This is a genomic window from Streptomyces sp. NPDC007875, assembly GCF_042868035.1.
Classification (GTDB): Bacteria; Actinomycetota; Actinomycetes; order Streptomycetales; family Streptomycetaceae; genus Streptomyces; species Streptomyces antimycoticus.
Genome location: NZ_JBIADZ010000016.1, coordinates 152,539 through 174,015, shown reverse-complemented (window position 1 = coordinate 174,015; position 21,477 = coordinate 152,539). Strand labels below are relative to the sequence as shown.

General features: G+C 70.7%; 19 protein-coding genes. 6 read left to right on the top strand and 13 right to left on the bottom strand.

Annotation, left to right across the window (positions count from 1 at the left end; genetic code table 11):
* Positions 1 to 116 precede the first annotated feature (116 nt).
* From ACFYOY_RS29840 to ACFYOY_RS29805, 8 genes are all read right to left on the bottom strand, one after another.
* Positions 117 to 272: a hypothetical protein gene (locus ACFYOY_RS29840; RefSeq protein WP_351885208.1), complete on the bottom strand. Its 156-nt coding sequence runs from the start codon at positions 270 to 272 to the stop codon at positions 117 to 119.
* A 145-nt stretch (positions 273 to 417) separates the two neighbouring features.
* Complete coding sequence (locus ACFYOY_RS29835) at positions 418 to 864, bottom strand: nitroreductase family deazaflavin-dependent oxidoreductase (RefSeq protein WP_351885211.1); 447 nt, start codon at positions 862 to 864, stop codon at positions 418 to 420.
* A gap of 517 nt (positions 865 to 1,381) precedes the next feature.
* Positions 1,382 to 2,038, bottom strand: a complete 657-nt coding sequence (locus ACFYOY_RS29830; RefSeq protein WP_388590613.1) for a hypothetical protein — start codon at positions 2,036 to 2,038, stop codon at positions 1,382 to 1,384.
* Positions 2,039 to 2,225: 187 nt separating this feature from the next.
* A complete protein-coding gene (locus ACFYOY_RS29825) occupies positions 2,226 to 2,936 on the bottom strand; it encodes a dienelactone hydrolase family protein (protein WP_388590611.1) in 711 nt (236 codons plus the stop codon).
* 157 nt (positions 2,937 to 3,093) lie between these two features.
* Complete coding sequence (locus ACFYOY_RS29820) at positions 3,094 to 3,453, bottom strand: hypothetical protein (RefSeq protein ID WP_351885219.1); 360 nt, start codon at positions 3,451 to 3,453, stop codon at positions 3,094 to 3,096.
* Between the two features lie 169 nt (positions 3,454 to 3,622).
* Positions 3,623 to 5,179 carry a Rieske 2Fe-2S domain-containing protein gene (locus tag ACFYOY_RS29815; RefSeq protein WP_388590609.1) on the bottom strand — a complete coding sequence of 519 codons (1,557 nt, stop codon included), beginning with the start codon at positions 5,177 to 5,179 and terminating at the stop codon, positions 3,623 to 3,625.
* A gap of 125 nt (positions 5,180 to 5,304) precedes the next feature.
* On the bottom strand, positions 5,305 to 6,081 hold the full coding sequence (locus tag ACFYOY_RS29810; protein ID WP_351885224.1) for a CbtA family protein: 777 nt from the start codon (positions 6,079 to 6,081) through the stop codon (positions 5,305 to 5,307).
* Between the two features lie 55 nt (positions 6,082 to 6,136).
* Positions 6,137 to 6,361 carry a CbtB-domain containing protein gene (locus ACFYOY_RS29805; protein ID WP_059148283.1) on the bottom strand — a complete coding sequence of 75 codons (225 nt, stop codon included), beginning with the start codon at positions 6,359 to 6,361 and terminating at the stop codon, positions 6,137 to 6,139.
* A gap of 259 nt (positions 6,362 to 6,620) precedes the next feature.
* Between ACFYOY_RS29805 and ACFYOY_RS29800 the strand changes: the two genes are divergently transcribed.
* From ACFYOY_RS29800 to ACFYOY_RS29780, 5 genes are all read left to right on the top strand, one after another.
* Positions 6,621 to 7,226: a histidine phosphatase family protein gene (locus ACFYOY_RS29800; RefSeq protein WP_351885226.1), complete on the top strand. Its 606-nt coding sequence runs from the start codon at positions 6,621 to 6,623 to the stop codon at positions 7,224 to 7,226.
* A gap of 158 nt (positions 7,227 to 7,384) precedes the next feature.
* Positions 7,385 to 8,899, top strand: a complete 1,515-nt coding sequence (locus tag ACFYOY_RS29795; RefSeq protein WP_388590606.1) for an FG-GAP repeat domain-containing protein — start codon at positions 7,385 to 7,387, stop codon at positions 8,897 to 8,899.
* Positions 8,900 to 9,004: 105 nt separating this feature from the next.
* Positions 9,005 to 10,426: a protein kinase gene (locus ACFYOY_RS29790; protein ID WP_388590604.1), complete on the top strand. Its 1,422-nt coding sequence runs from the start codon at positions 9,005 to 9,007 to the stop codon at positions 10,424 to 10,426.
* Complete coding sequence (locus ACFYOY_RS29785; protein ID WP_351885235.1) at positions 10,423 to 10,785, top strand: hypothetical protein; 363 nt, start codon at positions 10,423 to 10,425, stop codon at positions 10,783 to 10,785. The genes ACFYOY_RS29790 and ACFYOY_RS29785 overlap by 4 nt, the downstream gene beginning before the upstream one ends.
* Before the next feature lie 139 nt (positions 10,786 to 10,924).
* Entirely contained in the window at positions 10,925 to 12,247 is a 1,323-nt protein-coding gene (locus tag ACFYOY_RS29780; RefSeq protein WP_388590653.1) for a S1 family peptidase, read from the top strand.
* Between the two features lie 19 nt (positions 12,248 to 12,266).
* Here the strand turns inward: ACFYOY_RS29780 and ACFYOY_RS29775 are convergent, their stop codons facing one another.
* From ACFYOY_RS29775 to ACFYOY_RS29760, 4 genes are all read right to left on the bottom strand, one after another.
* Positions 12,267 to 15,377 (bottom strand): glycoside hydrolase family 2 TIM barrel-domain containing protein, encoded by a 3,111-nt coding sequence (locus tag ACFYOY_RS29775; RefSeq protein WP_388590602.1) that lies wholly within the window; start codon positions 15,375 to 15,377, stop codon positions 12,267 to 12,269.
* Positions 15,378 to 15,590: 213 nt separating this feature from the next.
* Positions 15,591 to 15,830: a hypothetical protein gene (locus tag ACFYOY_RS29770; protein ID WP_351885244.1), complete on the bottom strand. Its 240-nt coding sequence runs from the start codon at positions 15,828 to 15,830 to the stop codon at positions 15,591 to 15,593.
* A 75-nt stretch (positions 15,831 to 15,905) separates the two neighbouring features.
* A complete protein-coding gene (locus ACFYOY_RS29765) occupies positions 15,906 to 17,075 on the bottom strand; it encodes a cation diffusion facilitator family transporter (RefSeq protein ID WP_351885247.1) in 1,170 nt (389 codons plus the stop codon).
* A 208-nt stretch (positions 17,076 to 17,283) separates the two neighbouring features.
* Complete coding sequence (locus tag ACFYOY_RS29760) at positions 17,284 to 17,856, bottom strand: hypothetical protein (protein WP_351885250.1); 573 nt, start codon at positions 17,854 to 17,856, stop codon at positions 17,284 to 17,286.
* Positions 17,857 to 18,101: 245 nt separating this feature from the next.
* On the opposite strand from ACFYOY_RS29760, the gene ACFYOY_RS29755 reads away from it, so the two are divergent.
* On the top strand, positions 18,102 to 19,985 hold the full coding sequence (locus tag ACFYOY_RS29755) for an amino acid transporter (protein ID WP_388590651.1): 1,884 nt from the start codon (positions 18,102 to 18,104) through the stop codon (positions 19,983 to 19,985).
* Between the two features lie 33 nt (positions 19,986 to 20,018).
* Here the strand turns inward: ACFYOY_RS29755 and ACFYOY_RS29750 are convergent, their stop codons facing one another.
* Complete coding sequence (locus ACFYOY_RS29750) at positions 20,019 to 21,356, bottom strand: radical SAM protein (protein ID WP_351885601.1); 1,338 nt, start codon at positions 21,354 to 21,356, stop codon at positions 20,019 to 20,021.
* Positions 21,357 to 21,477: the final 121 nt, after the last annotated feature.

Below are 21,477 nucleotides of genomic sequence, written 5' to 3'. Positions count from 1 at the left end.
CGTGCGTCATCGGCAGCTTATCGAAGGTGAGGGGTGCCGAGCGGCCTTCCGGGTAGATGACGGACGGCCGCTCACGGGACACGGATACGGTCGCCCGGGCGCGGGGCCGCAGTGCGTCAGCCGCGGCCGCGCACCTTGCTCCAGTCCAGGGCCTCGGCGGCCTCCCGCTGGATGACCTCGGCCGCCTCCCGGGCCTCGGCGGGGACGTCGCCGTGTTCCGCCACGAGGCTGTCGTAGATCGGCACGAAATCGGGTTTGTCGGTCGCGGTCATGTGGCGCACTTCCTTGGCTACGGATTCCGGGTCAGCCCCCGGCTACCCGATCTATCAGACAGTCATGCTTTGGCGTAGATCACACAGGGGTTCCCGTGGTCCACAGGGGCCCGGCGCGGTGGGAGGCGCCGGGCCCCGCCGCAGGTCAGTGCCCGGTGGGCGCCGGCTCCAGGACGAAGACCGGGATCTGGCGGTCGGTCTTCGCCTGGTAATCCGCATAGTCCGGGTACGCCTCGACCGCGCGCTCCCACCACAGGGCCTTCTCCTCGCCCGTGACCTCGCGCGCGGTCATGTCCTGCCGCACCGGGCCGTCCTGCAGCTCGACGCGCGGGTCACCCAGGACGTTGTAGTACCAGACCGGATGTTTGGGGGAGCCGCCCAGCGAGGCGACGACGGCATAGGTGCCGTTGTGCTCCACCCGCATCAGCGGGGTCTTGCGGATCTTTCCGCTCTTCGCGCCCCGCGTGGTCAGGAGGACCACGGGCATGCCCCGCATGGTCGTTCCCTCGGTGCCACCGGAGCTCTCGAACAGCTCGACCTGATCCCGTACGAACTTCTCCGGGCTTGGCTCGTACTCACCCTGCAACGGCATGTGTCCGTCCCCTTGCTGCGTTGTCCCTGATGCGAAGACTCGCCTGACGTCTCCCCGTGCTCATCCTCAACACGGGGAGTACGCGAGATCATCCCGGCAACACGGGGAGTACGCGAGATCACCCCGACGGGCTCCGGCCGTCGGGGCGGCGACGTGGAAGACGTCCGTTACGCCGCCATGCGGCGCTGGTCGGGGGAGGGAGTGGAGGTGGGGGCAGAGGTGGGGGTTTCCTTGTCACCGTTCCGTTCCGCCGCGCGCTTCGACTCATCGGACTGACGTCCACGAGCAGGGAACGTTAGGTCCGGTACGTCGACGACCGGCGGCAGATCGGGAGTGAGCAGTGGCTGCTCATTTCTGTTCATGGGCAGCGGGTACCCAGGCGCGGCACGCTCACCCTGCGATACCGGTCACAGGCGGACATGGCGGTCAGATCGGCGGTTCACGCCGGGGTGAGGGAAGGCCGTGGAGACGTCGGCGATCTGCGACGCGTCCACGGCCTGTCCTCGGCGCCGGTGGCTCAGCCCACGCGTTCGATGCGCGCGTTGCGGATCAGGAATTTGCCCGGCTCGCGAACCTGTTCGAAGGCGGCGTTGTTGAGCAGGGCGCAGCTGCCCGAGGTCGAGGCGACGGAGACCGTTGTCGACTTGTCGTTGTCCAGATTGGTCACCTTGAGTTTGGTGCCGACCGGGAATTGATTGCTGGAGGCGGCCGGGGCCCCGCCCTCACCGGACAGGGTGACGGTCGACCCCGCGCAGACAACCTCGCCGGAGGCGCCGGAATCACCGGCACCGGAGTCCGAGGGGGCCGCCGAGGCGGGAGCCGAGGCGGACGCGCCGCCGTCGGACGGGGCCGCCGCCTCCCCCTGCCCGGCCGCCTCGTCGACGGCGCACCCCGACGCCTGCTGCTTTCGCTTGATCTCCTCGATGACGGCCTGACGATTGGCTATCCGCGCCTCCGACTGTGCGTCCGGGTTGGCCTGCTGGTCCGCGATGAACTTCTGGTTGTTGGCCAGCGCCTGGTCCAGCCCGGCGCAGGCCGTGGAGGACTGCGCCGCGCTGTCGGTGCTGGCGTTGCTGGTGGCCGCCAGGACCCCGGCGCCGGTGCCCGCCAGCGCCAGCGCGCCGACCATCAGGCCGAGCTTCTTCTTGCCGCTGAGTGTCCTTTTGCGTGTCATTTCGACTCCTTTTCAAGCTGTCCGTCATCCCATACGGGCGGATGCCGGAGTCGTCTCATGACCGGCGGATTTTTTTTGACGAATGTGATTGAGGGTTAAACGGCGCTGGGGTCTTCCGGGCCTCACCTTAAAAGGGCCTTAAGGCTTCATGAAGCCTTAAGGCCCTTTCGTGCGTAAGCCGATTTCCTCAGCCCAGCCGCTGGTGCAGGAAGTCCACCGTGCTCCGCCAGGCCGACGCGGCGGATTCCGCGTGATAGGACGGCCGCTCGTCATTGAAGGAGGCGTGACCGGCGGGATAGAGCCGGAAATCCGGCTCCACCCCGGACTGCTCCCGGATGGCCAGGCGCAGCCGCTCTAGACCGTCCAGCGGCACAGTGCTGTCGTTCTCCCCGAAATGGCCCAGGATGTCGGCCCGCAGCCCCGAGAAGTCCGGCAGGTCACCCTGAATGACACCGTAGAAGGGCACCGCCGCGCCGACCCGGGCATCGGTGGCGGCCAGATAGAGCACGAAGCCGCCGCCCATGCAGAACCCGACCGCCCCCACGGTGGCGGAGGTGACCTCGGGTCGGCCGAGGAGATGGCCGACCGCCCCGGAGAGCAGCTCGACGCCGCGCTCCACCGGCAGATCCGCCATCATCCGGTATGCCTCTTCGGCGTCATGGGCGACGCTGCCGCCGTACAGATCGGGCGCCAGCGCGACGAAGCCCTCGCGGGCCAGCCGGTCGGTGACATCGGCGATGTGGTGGTCCAGGCCCCACCACTCCTGAATGACGATCACCCCGGGCCCCTGCCCGGAGGGCGGCAGCGCCAGATAGCCGTGGGCGGTTGTGTCCGCACTGGGGAAGGTGACGTGTCGACGGGGGGCGGGGGAGCCGGTCGGCTTCGGGGCCTCGGGCATGCGGCATTGCTCCTGTCGTACCGATCGTCGCCGGCCCCACCCATCGTAGGGACGGCCCTGGCCACCAGGCTCGCGCCGGCGCCGAGTGCACTGCAAGGCGATACGCCCGGCCGTGGCGGCGATGGCCGCCACGGCCGGCCCCCTCGGGCGGTCGGTCTCAGTAGGCGTAGATCGACGTTGCCTTGATCCGGCGGTCGACGCCCCATGTCGTGCAGTGGGTGGTCCCACCGGAGCTGGTGTAGGCGGTTCCGTTGGCCTTGATGTTCCAGCCGGGGTAGGCGATGAAGCCGCCACCCTGCTTGTACAGGCCGCCGTTGCCGCCCATGGTGTAGCCGGGGAGGTAGTACGGAGTGCCGCTCGAGGTCACCAGATACACACAGCCGTCACGCTGCTCGTATGTGCCGTAGTACGTCGCGGTGGGCGCGGCGTTCGCGTGGCCCGCGGTGGTGAGCACCGCCCCCAGGGAGAGCATGCCCCCGGCCGCGGCGAGCGAGAGCCGGCGCAGTTTGCGTGTCATCACGTTGCCTCCGTTGCGAGTGAGCGAGGTCGACGGAGACGAATGTGCCAGTGCCCGGGGGCGGATGGTGGTGCTGAGCGCTGTCCCGGACAGCCTCACGGCCGTGGCCTGGGCGTCCGTGTCCTGTCCGGGACAGCGCGGTTACGTGACCGGTCGATCCGGCCGTGGGTCAGGATCCGGCGGCGGGGGAGGACGTGGCCGATGCGCGGATGTCGTGTCCGTCCGACGTCAGACAGCGGCCCGTGGACAGGTCGTAACGCCAGCCGTGCAGGGTGCAGGTGAGCACCTCGCCCTCGATCTGCCCGAACCGGCTGAGGTCGGCGCGCAGATGGGGGCAGCGCCGCTGCACCCGCCAGCCGTCCAGCTCGATGTCCTGGCCGTCGTCCTGGCATGAGTCGTAGTAGTTCTCCACGTACTCGATGCGCTCCATGGACAGGCACTTGAAGAACACATACAGGAACTCGTTGTACGGCCCGATCCGGCTGGCGGTGAACCGCATCGACAACAGCAGGCTGTTGGACCAGTCCACCTCGCGCCGCTCGATGTTGGTGGCCACCAGATCGGCCGAGGTGGACAGCGTGTAGCGGCAGCGCTCACCGTCCCAGAGACGGACCTCCCGCACCGGGAAGTCGATCACGATCGGCACCTCGCCCACGTCCAGCCGCGCCGGGCCGCCGACGCCCGCGCAGATCCGGTCGGCCCGGGTCAACAGCGGTTCCCACCATTGCTTCAGCTCGGCCAGCAGCCGCTCACGCGGCAGCGCCGGGGCCCGTGAGGCGCGCTCGGCGGCGAGCACGGGCTGCTGCCGCCGGGCGAAGTCCCGCAGATACGCGCGCTTCTCACCGAAGATGTGCTCGATCTCCGACTCGGTGTAGCGGTGGGTGAGCTTGCACGCGGTGCCCTCCGGCTCCGCCACCGTCCCCGGCAGCAGCAGACGCGCCCGCACCCCCGGGCGCGCCCGGCCCAGCTGGCGCAGAAACTCCAGTTGGTCCACGAAGATGCTTGTCCCGTCCCGGCCGGTGCCGTTGTGCTCGAAGAGCTCGTCGTCGAGGAAGCACGGCGGGCCCGCGTTGGGGAACACATGCGTGGCCTCCACCGCGTCGATATAGCGCAGCGCCCGGTCGAACTGCCCCTGCCGCTTGCGCGCGGCGAACTCCTTCTTGGCGGAGTCCGGCAGCTGGTACACCATCGGATACCAGATCGCTCCGGAGAACTGGACGAAGTACGCGTCCACCTCGCCGAACTCCCGGATCGCCGCGATGTCCAGCGGATGGGCGTCGTTCTGGTTGAGCAGCACCGTCTCGCCGTCGTCCAGCGAGAGTGCCGAGTCGCCGATGGGGCCGTCCCCGGGGCCGGTCAGCGCGGTGATCATGATGCGCAGGCCGTCGCGCTCGACCGGTGTGCCCGCCCGGGTGTGGAGGAAGTTCGTGAAGCCGAGCGCGCTCAGCTCGCGTTCCAGCTCATCGGTGGCGAAGGCCGGAAGCAGCACGGTGATGTCCTTGCGCACGTTCCGGCGCAGATTCTCCGCGTCGAAATGGTCGCGGTGCAGATGGGAGACGTACAGATAGTCCGCCGCGCGCCCATAGTGCGCCCAGTCCAGATCGGTGTTGTCCGGGAACGGAAACCACGAGCCGAAGAAGGCGGGATTCACCCATGGATCGCAGAGCACCGTCCCCGCCGCGGTTTCGATGAACAGCCCAGCATGCCCAAGTCCGGTCACGCGCATACCACAGCACCCCAACCCGGTCGGTGATGTCCGATGTCTCCACCGTGTGGGGTTTCGTGGTGATGTGCATCTGCGGCTGCGCTTGCCGGGTGGCGGGATCCGCCACCCGGGTCACGCCGGTGTGATCAGGGCCGTTCCGCCGTGGCCAGGCCGGTGGCGCCCGTGGCCGTCACCTGGTCCGTCGCCGTGGGCCGCGGCGAGAGCAGCCGCTCGGCCAGATGCCCGAAGACCAGGCCGAACGACGCCCACAGAGTGCACTGGACCGTCAGGGCGGCCAGCCGGAACTGCCACAGCACTGACGCCGGGAATCCCTCGGGCACCTCGTTGAACGACGGCAGGAAGGCGTACGCCAGACCCACCGCCACGATGAAGGCGACCGAAGCGGCCACCGTGGCGTTCCAGTTGCCCAGCCTCGGCGCGAGCCGCTTGCCGAGGATGACCGCTGCCACGGACAGCAGCACACTGAGCACCACCATCAGGAAGTACAGCGTGGTGCGCTGGTCGAGGGTGCTCGGATCGCCGACGGCCGGTGGATTGGCGGGGTATTTGAAGAACGGCACCAGGTAGCCGGCCACCAGCGCGCCGAGCGACACCAGCGCGGCGGTGGCGCGCGGCCCGAACCGGCCGATGCGGCCGAGGGCCACACACACCGCGAGGGCCGCGATGCCGCCGAAGGCGGCACCGTAGACCAGGACGCCGGTACTCAGCCCCGCGGTGGACTGCATGGTGCGGCTGACGAGCTCGGCGCCGCCGTGCTCATGGCTGTGCGCTTCCTCGAACGCGATGGCCGAGTCCACGCGCGGCTCGCCGAGCAGATAGGCCACGGCAAGCGCCGGCAGCGCGGCGACGAGGCCCGCGAGCATGCCCCGGACGAGCAACGCCCGGACGGATATGGAGTTCATGAACGTTTCGATTCCCCTGGGGACGGGCCCTGCGACGGAAAGCGGAGGTCGAAGGTCAGTGGCAGGGGAAGCCGAGCAGATGGCGTCCGTCGTGGACCCATTCGTGCACGCCCTCGCCGGAGACGACGGCGGTGGCGCCCTGCTCGGCGCCGATGAAATACAGGAGGATCAGCATGAGGAGGCCGAAGAAGAGCGCCCACGGGGCGATGGCCTTCAGCGAGATGGGGGTGATCTCCGGCACCGGCTGAGCGCTGGGTGCGGGAATGGCGGACTGTGCCATGGCGGAACCTCCAGGGGAACACGCGTCCCGGTCGTTGGTACTCATACGACGGCGCTGGGTCTGACTCGCCCGGCGGGCGGCCCGCGTACGGGTGCTCCGCCGGACACACAGTGGCGCGACCGTGCCGGAATCTCACCGGGCTTCCGTCACGCCGTCGTCTTGTCATGAGACCGTAGCGCGCGACGGTCGTCCTCCGCTACGGCGCGGATGCCGGAATGTGCGCTTCTACGTGGGCGAATGGTACGGGTGAGGGGGTTGGGTGGTGCGGATCACGTTGGTCGCGCCCGCCGTCAACGCGGCGCTGCGGCAGGTGCGGTTCGACGACGCCCCGCCGGACCCGGCCGGGGTGCACCGGGCCGAGGCGGCGGCCGCGGCGCTGCCCCACCACGACACCGCGTTCACCGCGCCCTCCGCGCGCTGCCGCGGTACCGCCCAGGCCCTGGGACTCGACGCCGCCGTGGCGCCTGAGCTGGGCGATCTCGACGTGGGCCGCTGGCGGGGCCGTTCGCTGGACGAGGTGGGGCAGGAGGCGCCGGAGGAGGTCGCCGCGTGGCTGTCCGATCCGGCCGCCGCGCCGCACGGCGGCGAGTCGCTGCTGGAGCTGGCGGAGCGGATCGGGGCCTGGCTGGAGGCGCACCGGGAAAGCCCGTCACCGGCGGTGCCGCCCGCCCCCGCCCGCGAGGAGCGGCTGCTCGCCGTCGTGGAACCGGCCGTGGTCCGGGCCGCGCTCGTCCACGCCCTCGGCCTTCCCGCGCCCGCGTTCTGGCGACTGGACGTCGCGCCGCTGACCGCGACGGAGCTCAGCGGCCGTGCGGGCCGGTGGAATCTGCGCTGCGGACACCCACTGGCGGGGAGCGTGTCGTAAGGCGCTCTGACGGGGCGCCTGCCGTAATGCGGGGGCGCGCCCTGACGGTGCGCCTGCGCCAACGGAGGCGCGCCCTGACGGTGCGCCTGCGCCAACGGGGGTGCGCCGTAGTGGACCGCTCCGTAATGTGGCTGTGCCGTAACGAAATGATCTCTCCGATGGCGCTGCTCCACCGGATGCGCTGTCGTGGCCTGATGGCATCCCCCACCAGGCTCCGCCCCGTCACCGCCACCCTCTGCGCCGCCGCGCTGGCGCTGCTCACCGCGTGCGGCGGTGGCGGTGGAGACGATGCGAAGAAGGGCGGCGACGGGGCCGGGAACAGCACGGCCTCACCCGTCGTCACCCCCACCGCGACCGCTCCCGTCGGCCGGGGCAAGGGCAGCGCGCTGCCGGACGACCTCAACGGCGATGGCCGCCCCGAGCTCAGAATCCCGCTCGCCTCCGACCAGGAACTCGGCAGCCTGCGCCGTATCGCCTACGTGTACGGCGCGGCGAAGGGCGTCGACCCCGCCGTCCGCACCGTGCTCGGCCGTGCGGACCTCGGCCTGCCCACGGGCGCCGGGTGGCAGGAGCGCAACGCGGGCGAGATGCACTCCGCGACCACCGCGGACCTCGACGGCGACGGCTTCGCCGATGTGATCGCCATCGCCACCAAGGAGCGCGATCCGGCCGGCAGCGAGCGCGTTCACATCACCACCCAGACGCTCCCCTACATCACCTGGGGCGGCCCCGAGGGGCCGCGCCGGGGAGCCCCCGCCACTCCGGTGCGGCTGGCCGACGGCGACGACGGCCTGGAGATCCCGCGGCCCCTGACGGCGGGTGACTTCAACGGGGACGGACACCACGATCTGGCCGCCGTGCGCCAGAGCGGCAAGGACTTCCACGTGATGTACGGCCCGTTCGGCCGCGACGGCAGGGCCGCCCGCACCGAGACGTACGCCAATCCGCTCGGACCCAGCGGCCAGATCGCGGAGCTGTACGCCGACGCCATCGACGGCGACCGGCCCACCGACCTGGTGGTGCACGCACAGGGCGACGACGACCAGATGGAGTCCGCGCTCCTCACGGCGGGCCCGGACGGCCTCGCCACCACCGGCCGCACCCTTCGCAAGGGCAATGCGATCGCCTTCGGCGACTTCGACGGCGACGGGAAGCGGGATGTCGCGGTCGCCGACACCGGTAGCCGTAACGACGAACCGGGCTATGGGACCGAGCCCGCGGACGTCAGCCAGTCGGTGAGCGTGTACACCGAGCGCGCGGCCGGATCGACGCCTTCGCCGGTCAAAATCCCCGCCCTGGGCGGCGATGTCCTCGCCGCGGCCGACACCGACGGAGACGGCACCGACGAACTGGCCGTTTCGCTGCGCACCGGCGGCACCGAACTGCTGACGATCCGCCCGGACGCCCCCGGAGAGATCGCCCACCGCCGCACCCTCGACCGCACCGTCCCGGCCCGCCTGGACGGCCGTAAGGTGCCGAAGAAGCAGCGCGCCGTCAGGCTCTTCGGCGCGGGGGACTTCGACCACGATGGCAAGGACGAGGTCGTGCTGGCCTGGGGACCGGACCCACTCTTCGCGCTCTACGGGGAGAAGCCGCAACGGTTCTGGGTGACCGACGGCACCCGTGACAAGGTGGTGTTCACCAGCGCGCCGTACGAGAAGGGCGCCTCCTGAGCCGCGGTGCGCCACCGCACTCGTGTCCGTGTGCGCGCGACCCTCTTCGCCGGGCCCGGCCGACGCCTTACTGTGGGCGTCAGTCGGCTGGTGAGGGGGTGGCGGATGGGGACGACCGGGGGAACCTCCGGCGACGATCGGCACGAGCACGGCCCAGAGCGGGGATCGCCCCACGGGAGCGTGCTCGGCGGCCGGTACGAGCTGCGCGGGCGCCTGGGCGCGGGCGGTATGAGCCTGGTCTGGGACGCCTACGACGTGGCGCGCGGTCGCCCCGTCGTCGTCAAGGAGCTGCGCCCGGGCGGCGATCCGGACCCGGAGGCGTACCGGCGGTGGCACGAACGGCTGCGCCGTGAGGTCCGCGTCCTCGCCGCGACGGTGAATCAGCATCTGGCCGCCATCTATGACCTGGGCGAGCGGGACGGCCGGGTCTGGATCGTCATGGAGCGCCTCGACCCGCGTTCGCTGGCGGACCGGATGCATGAGTGGGACGGACGGCCGTACGCGCCCGAGATCGCCCGGATCGGCCTGGAGGTGCTGCGCGGGTTACGGGCGCTGTACGCGGCGGGGGTCGCCCATCGGGACGTCAAACCGCGCAATATTCTCTTCCGCCCGGACGGCCCCGCCGTGCTCGTGGACCATCTCGGCCTGACCTTCGTGGACGAGGACACGGTGGTCGGAACGCCCCCCTACATGGCGCCGGAGCGTTTCACGCCCTCGCCCTGTCCGGCGACCGGGGAAGCGATGCTCAAGGCCGATCTGTGGTCCCTGGGTGTGACCCTGTACGAGGCCGTGGAAGGCGTCGTGCCGTTCCAGGGGGAGAGCGTGGGCGAGCTGATGAGCGCGGTGCTCAACGACCCGCCGCGGCCCATGAGATACGCGGGTCCGCTGCGGCCGCTGATCGAGGGTCTGCTGGTCAAGGACCCGGAACGGCGGCTGACGGCCGAGCAGGCCGAGGCGCTGCTGCGCACCGTGGCCCGGGAAGAGCCCTGGCCCGACCCACCGGCCCAGGCAAGGGGGGCCGCCCCGGTCTCCGTGGGGGCCGTGCGACCGGCCGCCCGGGCGAGCGCGGTGAGCGTCGGAGCCCTCGTCCCGATCGTCATCGTGCTGGGGATCCTCCTCGCCGTATCGGGGGCGGTGGCCCTGCCCTCGCTGCGCTCCGGCTCCCTGGACGACATTCCCGGATGGGTGGGGCTCGGGTGCCTCGGCCTGCTGTGGCTGGCGCTCGCGGCGCGCGGCTTCGCGTCGGCCAGACAGCGGGACCGGCGGGCCCGGTGGCTGGACGCCCTGCGCCCGGATGCCGGGGAGGCGGCCGCCCACCGGCCCGCCGGGCCCTGGCAGGCGCTGCGCGAGGGATATCTGGCGTCCCTGGCGATCGCTCAGCCCCCGGTGCGGCGGGCGCGACGTCCGGTGGAGCGAGAGATGGAGCGGGACATGGCCGACTTCCTCACCGCGCTCGGTCCGCCTCCGCCACGGTCCGCGGCCGTGGATCCTCCATCCCGTCCGGACCGTCCGGGGGAGGCGCCGTGACCGAGAACGTGAGTGAGAACCCCGCCCCGGGCAGCCCCCCGGAGACGGCGGTGCCCTGGGGTGACCGGCTGCCGGTGGAACAGGCCAAGGAGTGGGAGACGGTCAGGCCCGGCACGGTGGAGTGGATGCTCACCGAGCTCCAGCGGGAACGCGAGCACCGCCGCCGCATGGACTGGGTCCACACGGGACTGCAGGCATTCGGCTCACTGCTCGGCGCGGGCACGGTCGTGGCGTACATCTGGGTGGCCACGTACTTCCTCGCCCATGACGCGGCCACCCAGGGCGCGGCCATCCTCGGCGGCGGCACGGCCGCCCTGGTCGGGGGGTTCCTCGGCAAGCGCTACGGCGACCGGCGCTGATCCCCGGTTCCCGCAGGCCGCGGCAAGCCGTGGCCGCCGCTCCGTCCGGGGAGTGAGCAGGACGTCGCTTCCTTACGTATGAGGGGGAGGGCCTTCGCCGTCCGAGGCCCCGGCTGGATCGACGTAAGGAGACAGGGTGGTGAAGCACATGCGGCGAGGCGTGCGCCGGGTCGTGCGGTTCGCGGCTGTCGGGGCACTGGTCTGTGGCGGGGTGATGGTCTCGCAGGCCGTGCCGGGCGGATCGGCCCACGGGACGACCGGAAGCGACGGTTCGAGAGCTCTGACCGCGCGCCAGACGGACGATGTGGGCGGACGGCTGGTGTCCGCGCTCGGTACCTCCCGTACGGCGGGCAACTGGATCGGTGCTGACGGCCGTCCGGTGGTCGCGGTGACGGACGACACGGCGGCGGGCGAGGTCAGCCGGGCCGGGGCCACCGCCAAACGGGTGCGGTACAGCATGGAACAGCTGGACTCCGCGACCGAGAAGCTGCGCTCGGCGCCCCGGGTGGCGGGCACCGCGTGGATGGTGGACCCCAAGTCCAACCAGGTCGTGCTGGTCGGCGACAGCACCGTCTCCACCGCCCGCTGGTCGAGGATGAAGGACCTCGCCGCGCAGGTGGGCGACGAGGTGCGCACGCAGCGGACGACGGACTCCTTCACCACCAGAACCGCCGGTGCCTCCCCGATGTTCACCAACGGCAGCCGCTGCTCGGCCGGTTTCAATGTCACCAACGGCCAGACCGGCTTCATCCTGACGGCGGGGCACTGCGGCCCCACCGGCACCCCCTGGTTCACCGACGGCACCGGCCGCACCAGGATCGGCACCACGGTCCAGACCAGCTTCCCCGGCAATGACTTCTCGCTGGTGCGGTACGAGAACACCTCGCTGGACCAGAGCAGTGTGCTCAACGTCGGTGGCGGCCAGGTGGTGCGGGTCACCGGCGTCGCCGACCCCGTGGTGGGCCAGGAGGTGTTCCGCAGCGGCAGCACCACCGGGCTGCGCTCGGGCAAGGTGACCGGGCTCAACGCGACGGTCAACTACCCCGAGGGCACGGTCACCGGGCTGGTCCAGGCCACCGTGTGCGCAGAGCCCGGCGACAGCGGCGGGCCGCTCTTCGCCCAGGGCGTGGCGCTCGGCGTCACCTCCGGCGGCAGCGGCGACTGCACCAAGGGCGGAGTGACCTTCTTCCAGCCCGTGACCAAGGCGCTGACCGCGCTCAAGGTGAGCATCCCGGGCGCCAAGGCCCAGAGCGCCAACCCGTCCATCGCGTCCGGTGGCCAGACGGGCGCCGCGCCCGGCACCTCCGGGATCGACGACGGCGTCTCGACTCTCGACGACGTCGTGGCGTACGCCCAGAGCCTCGGCCCCGGCCTGGTGGTCGTCGTGGTGGGATTCGCCGGCCTGCTGTCCACGCTGGCCATCCGGCCCCGGAGCCGCCGCTACCCCGCCGGCTGGGGATGAGCCGGTGCGGTGGCGGCCATCACCGGGCCTCGAAGGCGACGATGCGCTGGGCGCCGTCGGCCGCGTCCGGATGACGGCTGGTGAGGTCCAGCCGGAGCCGGGAGGTGCGGACCGGGTCGAAGGTGATGACGGTCGGGGTGCCGGAGGCGGTGGCCCAGTCGACGGATGCCCCGCGCACCGGAGCGTAGGCGTGGCCGTTCCATGCGGAGACCTCGATCGAGGCGGGCAGGGTGTGCGTGGCGTCGACGGTGAAGGACACCTCGACGCGGCGCAGCCGCCGCCTCCCGTTCCAGGTCACCGAGACCCAGTCGGCCCTCCGGGCGCCGTCGAAGGCGGGAAGCAGCGCCGTGGCGGGCTTGTGGAAGGCGTTGGACCAGCCGGTGGCCGGATCGCCGTCCAGCATGGCCGCGGGCAGGGTGGTCGGCGCGCCCGAATAGCTGGCGTCGGCGTGTGGATCGTCCGCGGCGCCGGGGCCGGGGTCGGGTGCGAAGGACACCGGGCGGGTGACCGGTTCCGATGTCCCGCCGGTGGCGCGGACGGTGGTGGTCGCGGTGCGCAGCCCCGCCGAGCGGGCGGTGATGGTCAGCGGCCCGGCCCTGGTGCCGGATCGGACGATGGCCAGGGCCTTGCCGTGGAAGGCGGTGCGGGTGCTCGCCTGGTAGCGCTCGGCGCTCTCCTGGCGGCCGTTGTCGACCCCGGCCAGGGAGCCTCCGGTGACCTTGAAGGCGATCAGATGGTCCGCGTCGGGCACCACTACACCGTGGGCGTCGACGACTTCGGCGGTCACAAAGCACAGTGAGCGGCCGTCGGCGTCGATGCTCTCGCGGTCGGGGGTGAGCCGTACGGTGTGCGGACGTCCCGCCGTGCGCAGCACATCGGTGGCCACGACCCGGCCGCCGCGCCGGGCCACGGCCTTCAGCTCACCCGGTGCGAACGGCACCTTCCAGGTGAGGTGGAGCTTTCCGGCGCTGCCGCCCGGACTGGTGTAGCTGCCGGGGTAGGGGCCGGAGGTAACGGTCTTGTCGTCGCCGGTGGGCTCGGTGGTCTCCAGGTAGGCACGGCCGTCGGCGGTCTTCTTGGCGTCGAACTCGCGGACTCCCAGCGACCGGCCGCCCAGGAACAGCTCCACCGTGCCGACGTTGGAGTAGGCCCACACCTCCACGATCTCGCCCGGCCGGTGGCCGGTCCAGTCCATGGGGACCAGATGGACCATCGGTTCGCTGGTCCACTGGCTCTTGAAGAGGTAGTACATGTCCTTGGGGAAGCCCGCGGTGTCCACCGCGCCGAAGAACGACGCCTTCACCGGGAACACGTCATACGGCGTGGGCTCGCCGATGTAGTCGATGCCCGACCACAGGAACTGCCCGGCGAAGAACCTCCGGTCCCGGTCCTTCTTCAGCCCGTACTCGCCGCTCATCGTCCAGGAGGCGAGGTTGTTGTCATAACTGGAGGTCTCGCGCCTGCCGGGGGTGTGGTTCTGGCCCGTGTTGAGGTGCTCGGGCTCCTGATAGGCCCCGCGGGTGGAGGTCTCCGAGGAGGACTCGGACTCGAAGAGGAACAGCCGCGGATAGCGGGCGTGCAGGGCGTCCACCGAGGCGGCGGTGTTGTAGTTGAGGCCGAGCCCGTCCAGCTTGGCGAGCATCAGGTCGGCGGGGGAGCCCTCGGCGGGCAGACCGCGGTACTTGTCCGAGCCGATCACGACGGGTCTGGTGTCATCGGCCGCGCGGACGGCGTCGATGAGCCGCTGGGCCATGTCCAGCCCCGCGGCGCTGGTGGAGTCGGGGATCTCGTTGCCGATGGACCACATGACGACGGCGGGGGAGTTGCGGGCGGCGCGCACCATCTCGGTGATGTCCGCCTCGCAGTGCTCGTCGAAGAAGCGCCCGTAGTCGTAGGTGTTCTTGCCGGTGCGCCAGCAGTCGAACGCCTCCACCAGCATCACGATGCCGAGCCGCTCGCAGACCTCGATCAGCTCCGGTGAGGGCGGATTGTGGGAGGTGCGCAGGGCGTTGACCCCCATGCTCTTCATGATGGTCATCTGGCGCAGCACCGCGTCGGTGTTGACGGCGGCGCCGAGCGCGCCCAGGTCATGGTGGAGATCGACGCCCTGGAGCTTGGCGTACTCGCCGTTCAGCGAGAATCCGCGGTCGGGATCGAGGGTGACATGGCGGATCCCGAAGGGGGTGCGGTACCGGTCGGTGGTGTCCTGCCCGACCCGCAGTTCGGTCTCCAGGACATAGCGCTCCGGGGTGTCGAACGACCACAACCGCGGCCGGTCGATCCTGAGCTCCTGGGTGGCGGTACGGGTGTCACCCGCCCCGACGGTGACGGTGGAGTGCGCCTGGACCACCGTGCGCCCGTCGGGGTCCTTGACGGTGGAGACCACGGTCACCGGCCTCCGGCCGTCCGACGCGTTGACGACGAGGGTCCGCGCCCGCACCGTGGCCTGCCCGGCGCGCAGGGCGGTGGCCAGGCCGGGAGTGGTGATGTCCGTGCCCCACCGGGCCACATGGACCGGCTCGGTGACGACGAGCCGGGCGTGCCGGTAGATGCCGCTGCCCGAGTACCAGCGGCTGCTGGGAAGCCGGTTGCGCACCTTGACGGCGAGGACGTTGGGGGTGGCGCCGTCGGTGTGGGCCACCTCGGTGAGGTCGAGGGCGAAGCCGGTGTATCCGTAGGGGTGTTCACCGATGAGCCGTCCGTTGCAGTACACGGACGAGTCCATGTAGACGCCGTCGAATTCGACGGAGATCCGCTTGCCCTCAAGGGCGCGCGGCAGGGTGAAGGTGGTGCGGTACCAGCCGAGGCCGCCGGGCAGGAATCCGGTGCCGCCGTTGGTGCCGTGGTCGGTGGTGGGGGAGAGCTCGATGCTCCAGTCGTGCGGAACCGCGACCTCGCGCCAGGCCGAGTCGTCGTACGCCGGGTCATGGGCGGTCTCGTACGCACCGGTCGGGTCGGTGATCCCACCGGGGTTGACGAGGGCGAAACGCCAGCCGTCCGTGAGCGGGATCGTCCGTCCCCCCAGGGCGCGGGACGCGGTGGCGCCCTGAGCGGGATTGGCCGTGACAAGTGCCTCGGCCATCGGGGCGGCGGTGCCTGCGATCAATAACGATCTGCGCGTGACCGCCATCGCGATCCCCTTCTCTACGATTGTGTGGTGGAGAAGGGCACGTGACCGACCACAACAACCCTTCGCACACCAGATTCTGACAGTTTTAAACAGGCGGCTGTCAAGGGTCCCGCAAGGGGCTCAGCGCCGGTCCGCTCGGGGGAAGTCGTACGACGACGAGGTGGCCCCCGCCCGCGGCGGAGGCCACCTTGTCGGAAAGGGGCTGACCGGCACTCAGTAGTGGTGATGGTGCCGGTGGTGGTCGGACTCCTCGACCACGGGGGGCGTCACGGCCGTCGGTTCGACGACACGCCGGCGCTTGTAGACACTCACATACGCCGATGTGCCGATGATGCCGACGGCCATCAGGATCAGGCCGACCAATTGGACGTTGAAGCCGCTGGCGTTCCAGTCGGTGGCGAAGGTGAGAATCCCTCCCACCGCGATCATCAATATGCAACCGCCGAGGCCCATCAGTTCTGCCTCCGTACATGAGTTCGCTGTTGTGGGCTGGTCTTCACCGGGTACCCAGGCCCGCCGGTGCCAATCTCACGCCCCGCGGTCCTCCCGTTCCACGGCCGCCACCGTCTCATCGAGCGCCTGGCGGTCCTCGCGCGCCTTCGCCCGGTCCCTGGCCGAGGCGTCGGTGACATCGAGAAAGATCTGGTCGGCGTGCGGCCAGATCTCCGCCATCGCCGTCTTGACGCGGACCAGGACCTCCTCGACCTCCTCGCTGTCGAGACCGGGGAAGAGATCGACCCGGGCCGCCACCAGCGTCGAATCGTTGCCCAGACGCATCGTCAGCAGACTGGTCACGGTGTCGATCTCCGGCTGTCCCTCGAGGAACCGGCGGAGCTCCCGGCGCTGGACCGGGTCGATCGCCTCGCCGATGAGCTGCCCGCGCGACTCCCTGGCCAGCCGGTAGGCCACATAGACCAGCAGCGCCCCGATCAGGAAGGAGGCCGTGGCCTCGTAGACCACCTCGCCGGTGACCATGTGCAGCCACATGCCGAGCAGGGCGAACACCACACCGAGACAGGCGGTGGAGTCCTCGGCCAGGACGGTGCGCAGCGTGGGGTCCTCACCCCTGCGCAGTTCGGCCGCCATGCCACGGCCCGCTTCCCGGGCGTGCCCGCGGACCTGGAACAGCGCCCGGACCAGCGAGGAGCCCTCGGCGAGGAGCGCCAGGCCCAGGACCGCGAGGCCCACCAGATAGCCGCTGTGGTCCTCGGAACTGCCCGCGCTCAGCGCCTCGGCGCCCTGGAAGAAGGAGAAGCAGCCGCCCATGACGAAGATGCCGACGGCGGCCAGCAGCGCCCAGAAGTAGCGCTCCTTGCCGTAGCCGAAGGGGTGCTGTTCGTCGGGCGCCCGCTTGCTGCGTTTGAGGGAGGCGAGCAGAAACACCTCGTTGAGGCTGTCCGCGACCGAGTGAGCCGCCTCGGACAACAGCGCGGGGGAACCGGCGAAGACGCCGCCGATGGCCTTGGCCAGCGCGATGACCAGATTGGCGCCGAGCGCGACGTAGACGGTGACGGCGGTCCGGGCGTCCTGGCCCCCCTGTGCCTTGGGCCTGTCCGGCTCATGCCGGCTGTCCGGTGCGTCCGGCGTCTCCGGTGCGTGCGAGGTCTCCGGTGCGTGCGAGGTCTCCGGCGGGCCCGGCGTGTGAGGGGTGCGCGGTGTCCCGTGCCGGTCGGAGGGGGGCGTTGAGGAACGGCTCATCGGCGGGAAACTCCGTAGGCGGAAGTCCGTGCCGTCCTGGTGGCGCTCTCCGCCCGGGGGCGGCCGGACGGCCTGTCCCCCTCGCGGGTGTCCCGATGCCGGGACCTCAATCGTGACGTGCACATCGTGACACGCCCTGACGACTGAGCGCGCCCCGTGGGAGCCATCCGGACCACGGGGCGCGCTCGGATCGGGTCAGCCGGTCGGGTCAGCCGGCCGGAGCGTTCGGGGAGGCGGGCACCTTCGGCAGATCGCTGAAGATGTCGAGCCCCATGGCGGCCGCGATCAGCAGACCGATCACACCGAGCGCCACCGCTCCCCAGGCCACCGCGGTCACCCAGGGGGCCCCGGTCGTGACGGGCCGCCGCTGCCGCAGCAGCACCACACCGGCGATCACCACGGCGGCCAGCGCGAAGAGCCCGTTGACGAGGGCCGTGGTGTGCCACGGAGTGCCGTACACCGTGGCGATCTGATCGGCGGCCGCCCCGGACTGGGCCTTGATCTGGCCGGTCAGCTGCTTGCGCTCCTGCAGCATGGTGCCGAGCCAGGTACCGGAGAGCGAGGCGAGCCCGAGGCCGGCGCCGACGACCGCGGCGGCGCCGGGGACGACGCTCGGCGTGGTGGCCGGGGGAGGGGTTCCGAGGTCATCGGACGTTTCCCCGAGGTCCGGTGCTTCCTGCGGGTCCGCAACAGTGTTCTCGGCGCCCTCAGCCGTGGCTTCCTCGCCCTCTGCGGGCTGTGCTGCGGTGTCGGTCGGTTGGTCGGTCTTGGTGGTGTCCATGTGCCGCAACCGTACGGACCGAAGATGAAAACCCACTGAGAAAGCGATGTCCTTCGGCCGGCGGCACCGGCCGGGTGGTGGCCGGCCGGCCCGCATACGCTGACCGAAGGGTCTCACCGATGGCCGGGGACCCTTTCGCTGTACGACGGGAGTACCCCGTGGTCTCCTCCACCTCTGGCGGCGGCGCCTCCGACGGCGGGGCACGGCACCGGTTGCGCGGATGGCTGCTGGCGGGCCTGACCGACATGGCCAAGCGCCAGCCCGGCCCGTACGCCGAGCCGGAAAGCGCACACCACGGCCGGCCGTGGTGGCGGGTCATGTGCCTGACCGGTCTGGACTACTTCTCCACCCTCGGTTACCAGCCCGGTATCGCCGCCCTGGCGGCCGGGCTGCTCTCCCCGCTGGCCACCGTGGTGCTGGTGGTGGTGACCCTGGTCGGCGCGCTGCCGGTGTACCGCAGGGTGGCCGAGGAGAGTCCGCACGGCCAGGGGTCGATCGCGATGCTGGAGCGGCTGCTGACCTTCTGGAAGGGCAAGCTCTTCGTCCTCACCCTGCTGGGCTTCGCGGCCACCGACTTCCTCATCACCATCACCCTCTCCGCCGCCGACGCCACCGCCCACCTGGTGGAGAATCCGCATCTCACCGCGACCCTGAACGGTCATGAGGTGGCCGTCACCCTGATCCTGGTGGGATTGCTCGGCGCGGTGTTCCTCAAGGGGTTCACCGAGGCCATCGGGATCGCGGTGGTGCTCGTTGCGGCTTATCTGCTGCTCAACGCCGTCGTGGTGGCGGTCGGGCTGTGGCATATCTCCACCGCCCCGCATGTGATCCCCGACTGGTCCCAGGCGTTGGTCGCCGAGCGCGGCAGTCCCCTGGTGATGATCGGCGTGGCGCTGGTGATCTTCCCGAAGCTGGCCCTCGGCCTGTCCGGGTTCGAGACGGGCGTGGCCGTCATGCCGCATATCGAGGGCAAGCCGGGCGACACCCCGGAGCGCCCCGCCGGACGCATCCAGGGCGCCAGGAAGCTGCTGACCACCGCCGCGGTGATCATGAGTATCTTCCTCATCACCTCCAGCTTCATCACGACCCTGCTGATCCCGCAGCGGGAGTTCGAACCGGGCGGCGAGGCCAACGGGCGCGCCCTGGCCTATCTCGCCCATGAGTACCTGGGCTCGGCGTTCGGCAGCGTCTATGACGCCTCCACCATCGCCATCCTCTGGTTCGCCGGCGCCTCGGCCATGGCCGGACTCCTCAACCTGATGCCCCGCTATCTGCCGCGCTACGGCATGGCACCCCACTGGGCGCGTGCGGTCCGGCCGATGGTGCTGGTGTTCATCGCCGTCGCGTTCCTGGTGACCTGGCTCTTCAAGGCGGATGTGGACGCCCAGGGCGGCGCCTACGCCACCGGTGTGCTCGTGCTCATCACCTCCGCCGCCATCGCCGTCACCATCGCCGCCCGGCGCTCCCGGCAGCGCGGCTGGACCCTCGGCTTCGGCGTCATCGCGGTGATCTTCCTGTACACCACCGCGGTCAACGTCATCGAACGGCCCGACGGAGTCAAGATCGGCGCCTGCTTCATCGCCGGCATCCTGGCCGTATCGCTGCTGTCCCGGGTCGCCAGGGCGTTCGAGCTACGGGTCACCAGCGTGACGTTCGACCCCCTGGCCGAACGGTTCATCCGCGACACCGCCCACCGCAGGATCCGCTTCATCGCCAATAAGCCGGAACGCCGCGACCTGGCCGAATACCGGGAGAAGCAACACCAGATCCGCGCGGACAACGACATCCCGGCCGAGGACGACATCATCTTCGTCGAGGTCACCGTCGCCGACCCGTCCGAGTTCGAAAGCGAACTGCAGGTGTGCGGAGAGGTGGTCCACGCCCGCTACCGCGTGCTGACCCTGCAGAGCGCCACCATCCCCAACGCGCTGGCCGCGCTGCTGCTGTGGGTGCGGGACGCCACCGGACAGCGCCCGCACATCTACTTCGAGTGGACGGAGGGCCATCCGCTGGCCCACTTCCTGCGCTTCTTCCTCTTCGGCCAGGGAGAGGTCGCCCCCGTCACCCGTGAGGTCCTCCGCGAGGCCGAACCCGACCGCGGCCGCCGCCCCCACGTCCACGTCGGCTGAGGAGGGCCCCCGAGCCGGGGGCGGCCGTCGGCGTCAGGGTGCCACCGGCTCCTGCTCGGGCTCCGTGGCGGGCAGGCTGTCCATGAACGAGCTCACCGAGAACACCGCTCGCCCCGGCCCCGGCGGGCCGTATCCGGGCGGCGAGGCCAGCCCGAAGTCCTCGAGCGTCGCCCGGTAGGTCTCCAGCAGCCGGATGTGGTACTCCAGCGGGGCGCCCTGCGGATTGGCCTTGCCCAGTGGTGTCGTCGGCTCGGGGCACCAGGTGGTGAACCGGGGCACGACACCGTGCGACATGAAGAACCGCAGTCCCTCAGCGGTGGAGTCGATCGCCTCGGCCACGGAGGAGAAGCCGAACGGCTCGGCCATCTCCACGCCCGCGACGAAGTTGGGAATCACATTCCGCGCCCCGAACACCTCGGTCGAGTCCAGGATCCGGCGGTGCCACTCGTCGCGGCCGATGTAGCGCTCCTTGCCCGGGCAGTACAGCTCGAACAGCCGCCGGTCCCATACCTCGAAGTTGGGGTGGTAGATCCGCACCCCGTAGTCGTGGAACCGCTGGACGTCGTCCTTGGGCAGCGCCTGCGCCACCACCTTGCCGATCCACCGGCCCGGGAAGCGCTCCTCGATGGCCTTCGCGTACTGGCCGTAGAAGTCGGCCTCGTCCCGGCCGCCGATGTGCGAGGTGATCGCGCCGCCGGTGAGGGTGTACGCCTGGGAGGTGCGGGCGGTGTCATGGCGGTCGATGATCTCCAGCGCCTCCAGCACCTCCTCGACCGGCTTCACCCCGGTGTACGGGCGGCCCGCCGCCTTGTGCTGACGCCAGTTGTGGTTGATGTCGCAGTACTGGCACTCCTCCTTGGCGCCGAAGTACTGGCACACCCGGAAGACCGTCAGATAGACCAGATAGCCCCACTGGATGGTGGGCGCGACCTCCATCACCGACTTGCCGTTCGACAGGGTGTGGCGGTAGTAGTCCGGCATCGGGGGCAGCCCCACATCGGCGATGCGCGCACCGTCCAGATACAGGCCCAGCGCACCGTCCTCCCCGGCCCGGACCACATACGGCGACGTGGGGTTGACGCGGACGGACACCACGGTGCGGCGCAGCTCGTACGGCCCGCCGGTGAGCACGATCTCCTCGGGCGGCCGGTTGAGGGCCGCGGCGCCCAGCTCCGGCAGGGTGCGGTGGTCGAACGAGAAGATGAAATACGACTTCGGCTTGACGTCGCCGTCCTCGTTGCCGCTGAGCGCGGACTCGTCGAAGGCCATGCCGCCGCGCAGCAGGTCCTCCTTGATCACGGCTTCCCGGGGCACCTGGGGGAAGCTCGCCATCAGGCCCTCGACCAGCTCGGTTCGTCTCTGGCTCGCCATCTGCTGCCCCATCCCTGGCTCCGTGTGGATGCGGTGTGGTTTCCCCGCAGGCCATCTGCCGATCAACACCATAGATCAGCGTGGATGTTCAGCTCCAGGGTGCCCGCCCTCGCCACGCCCG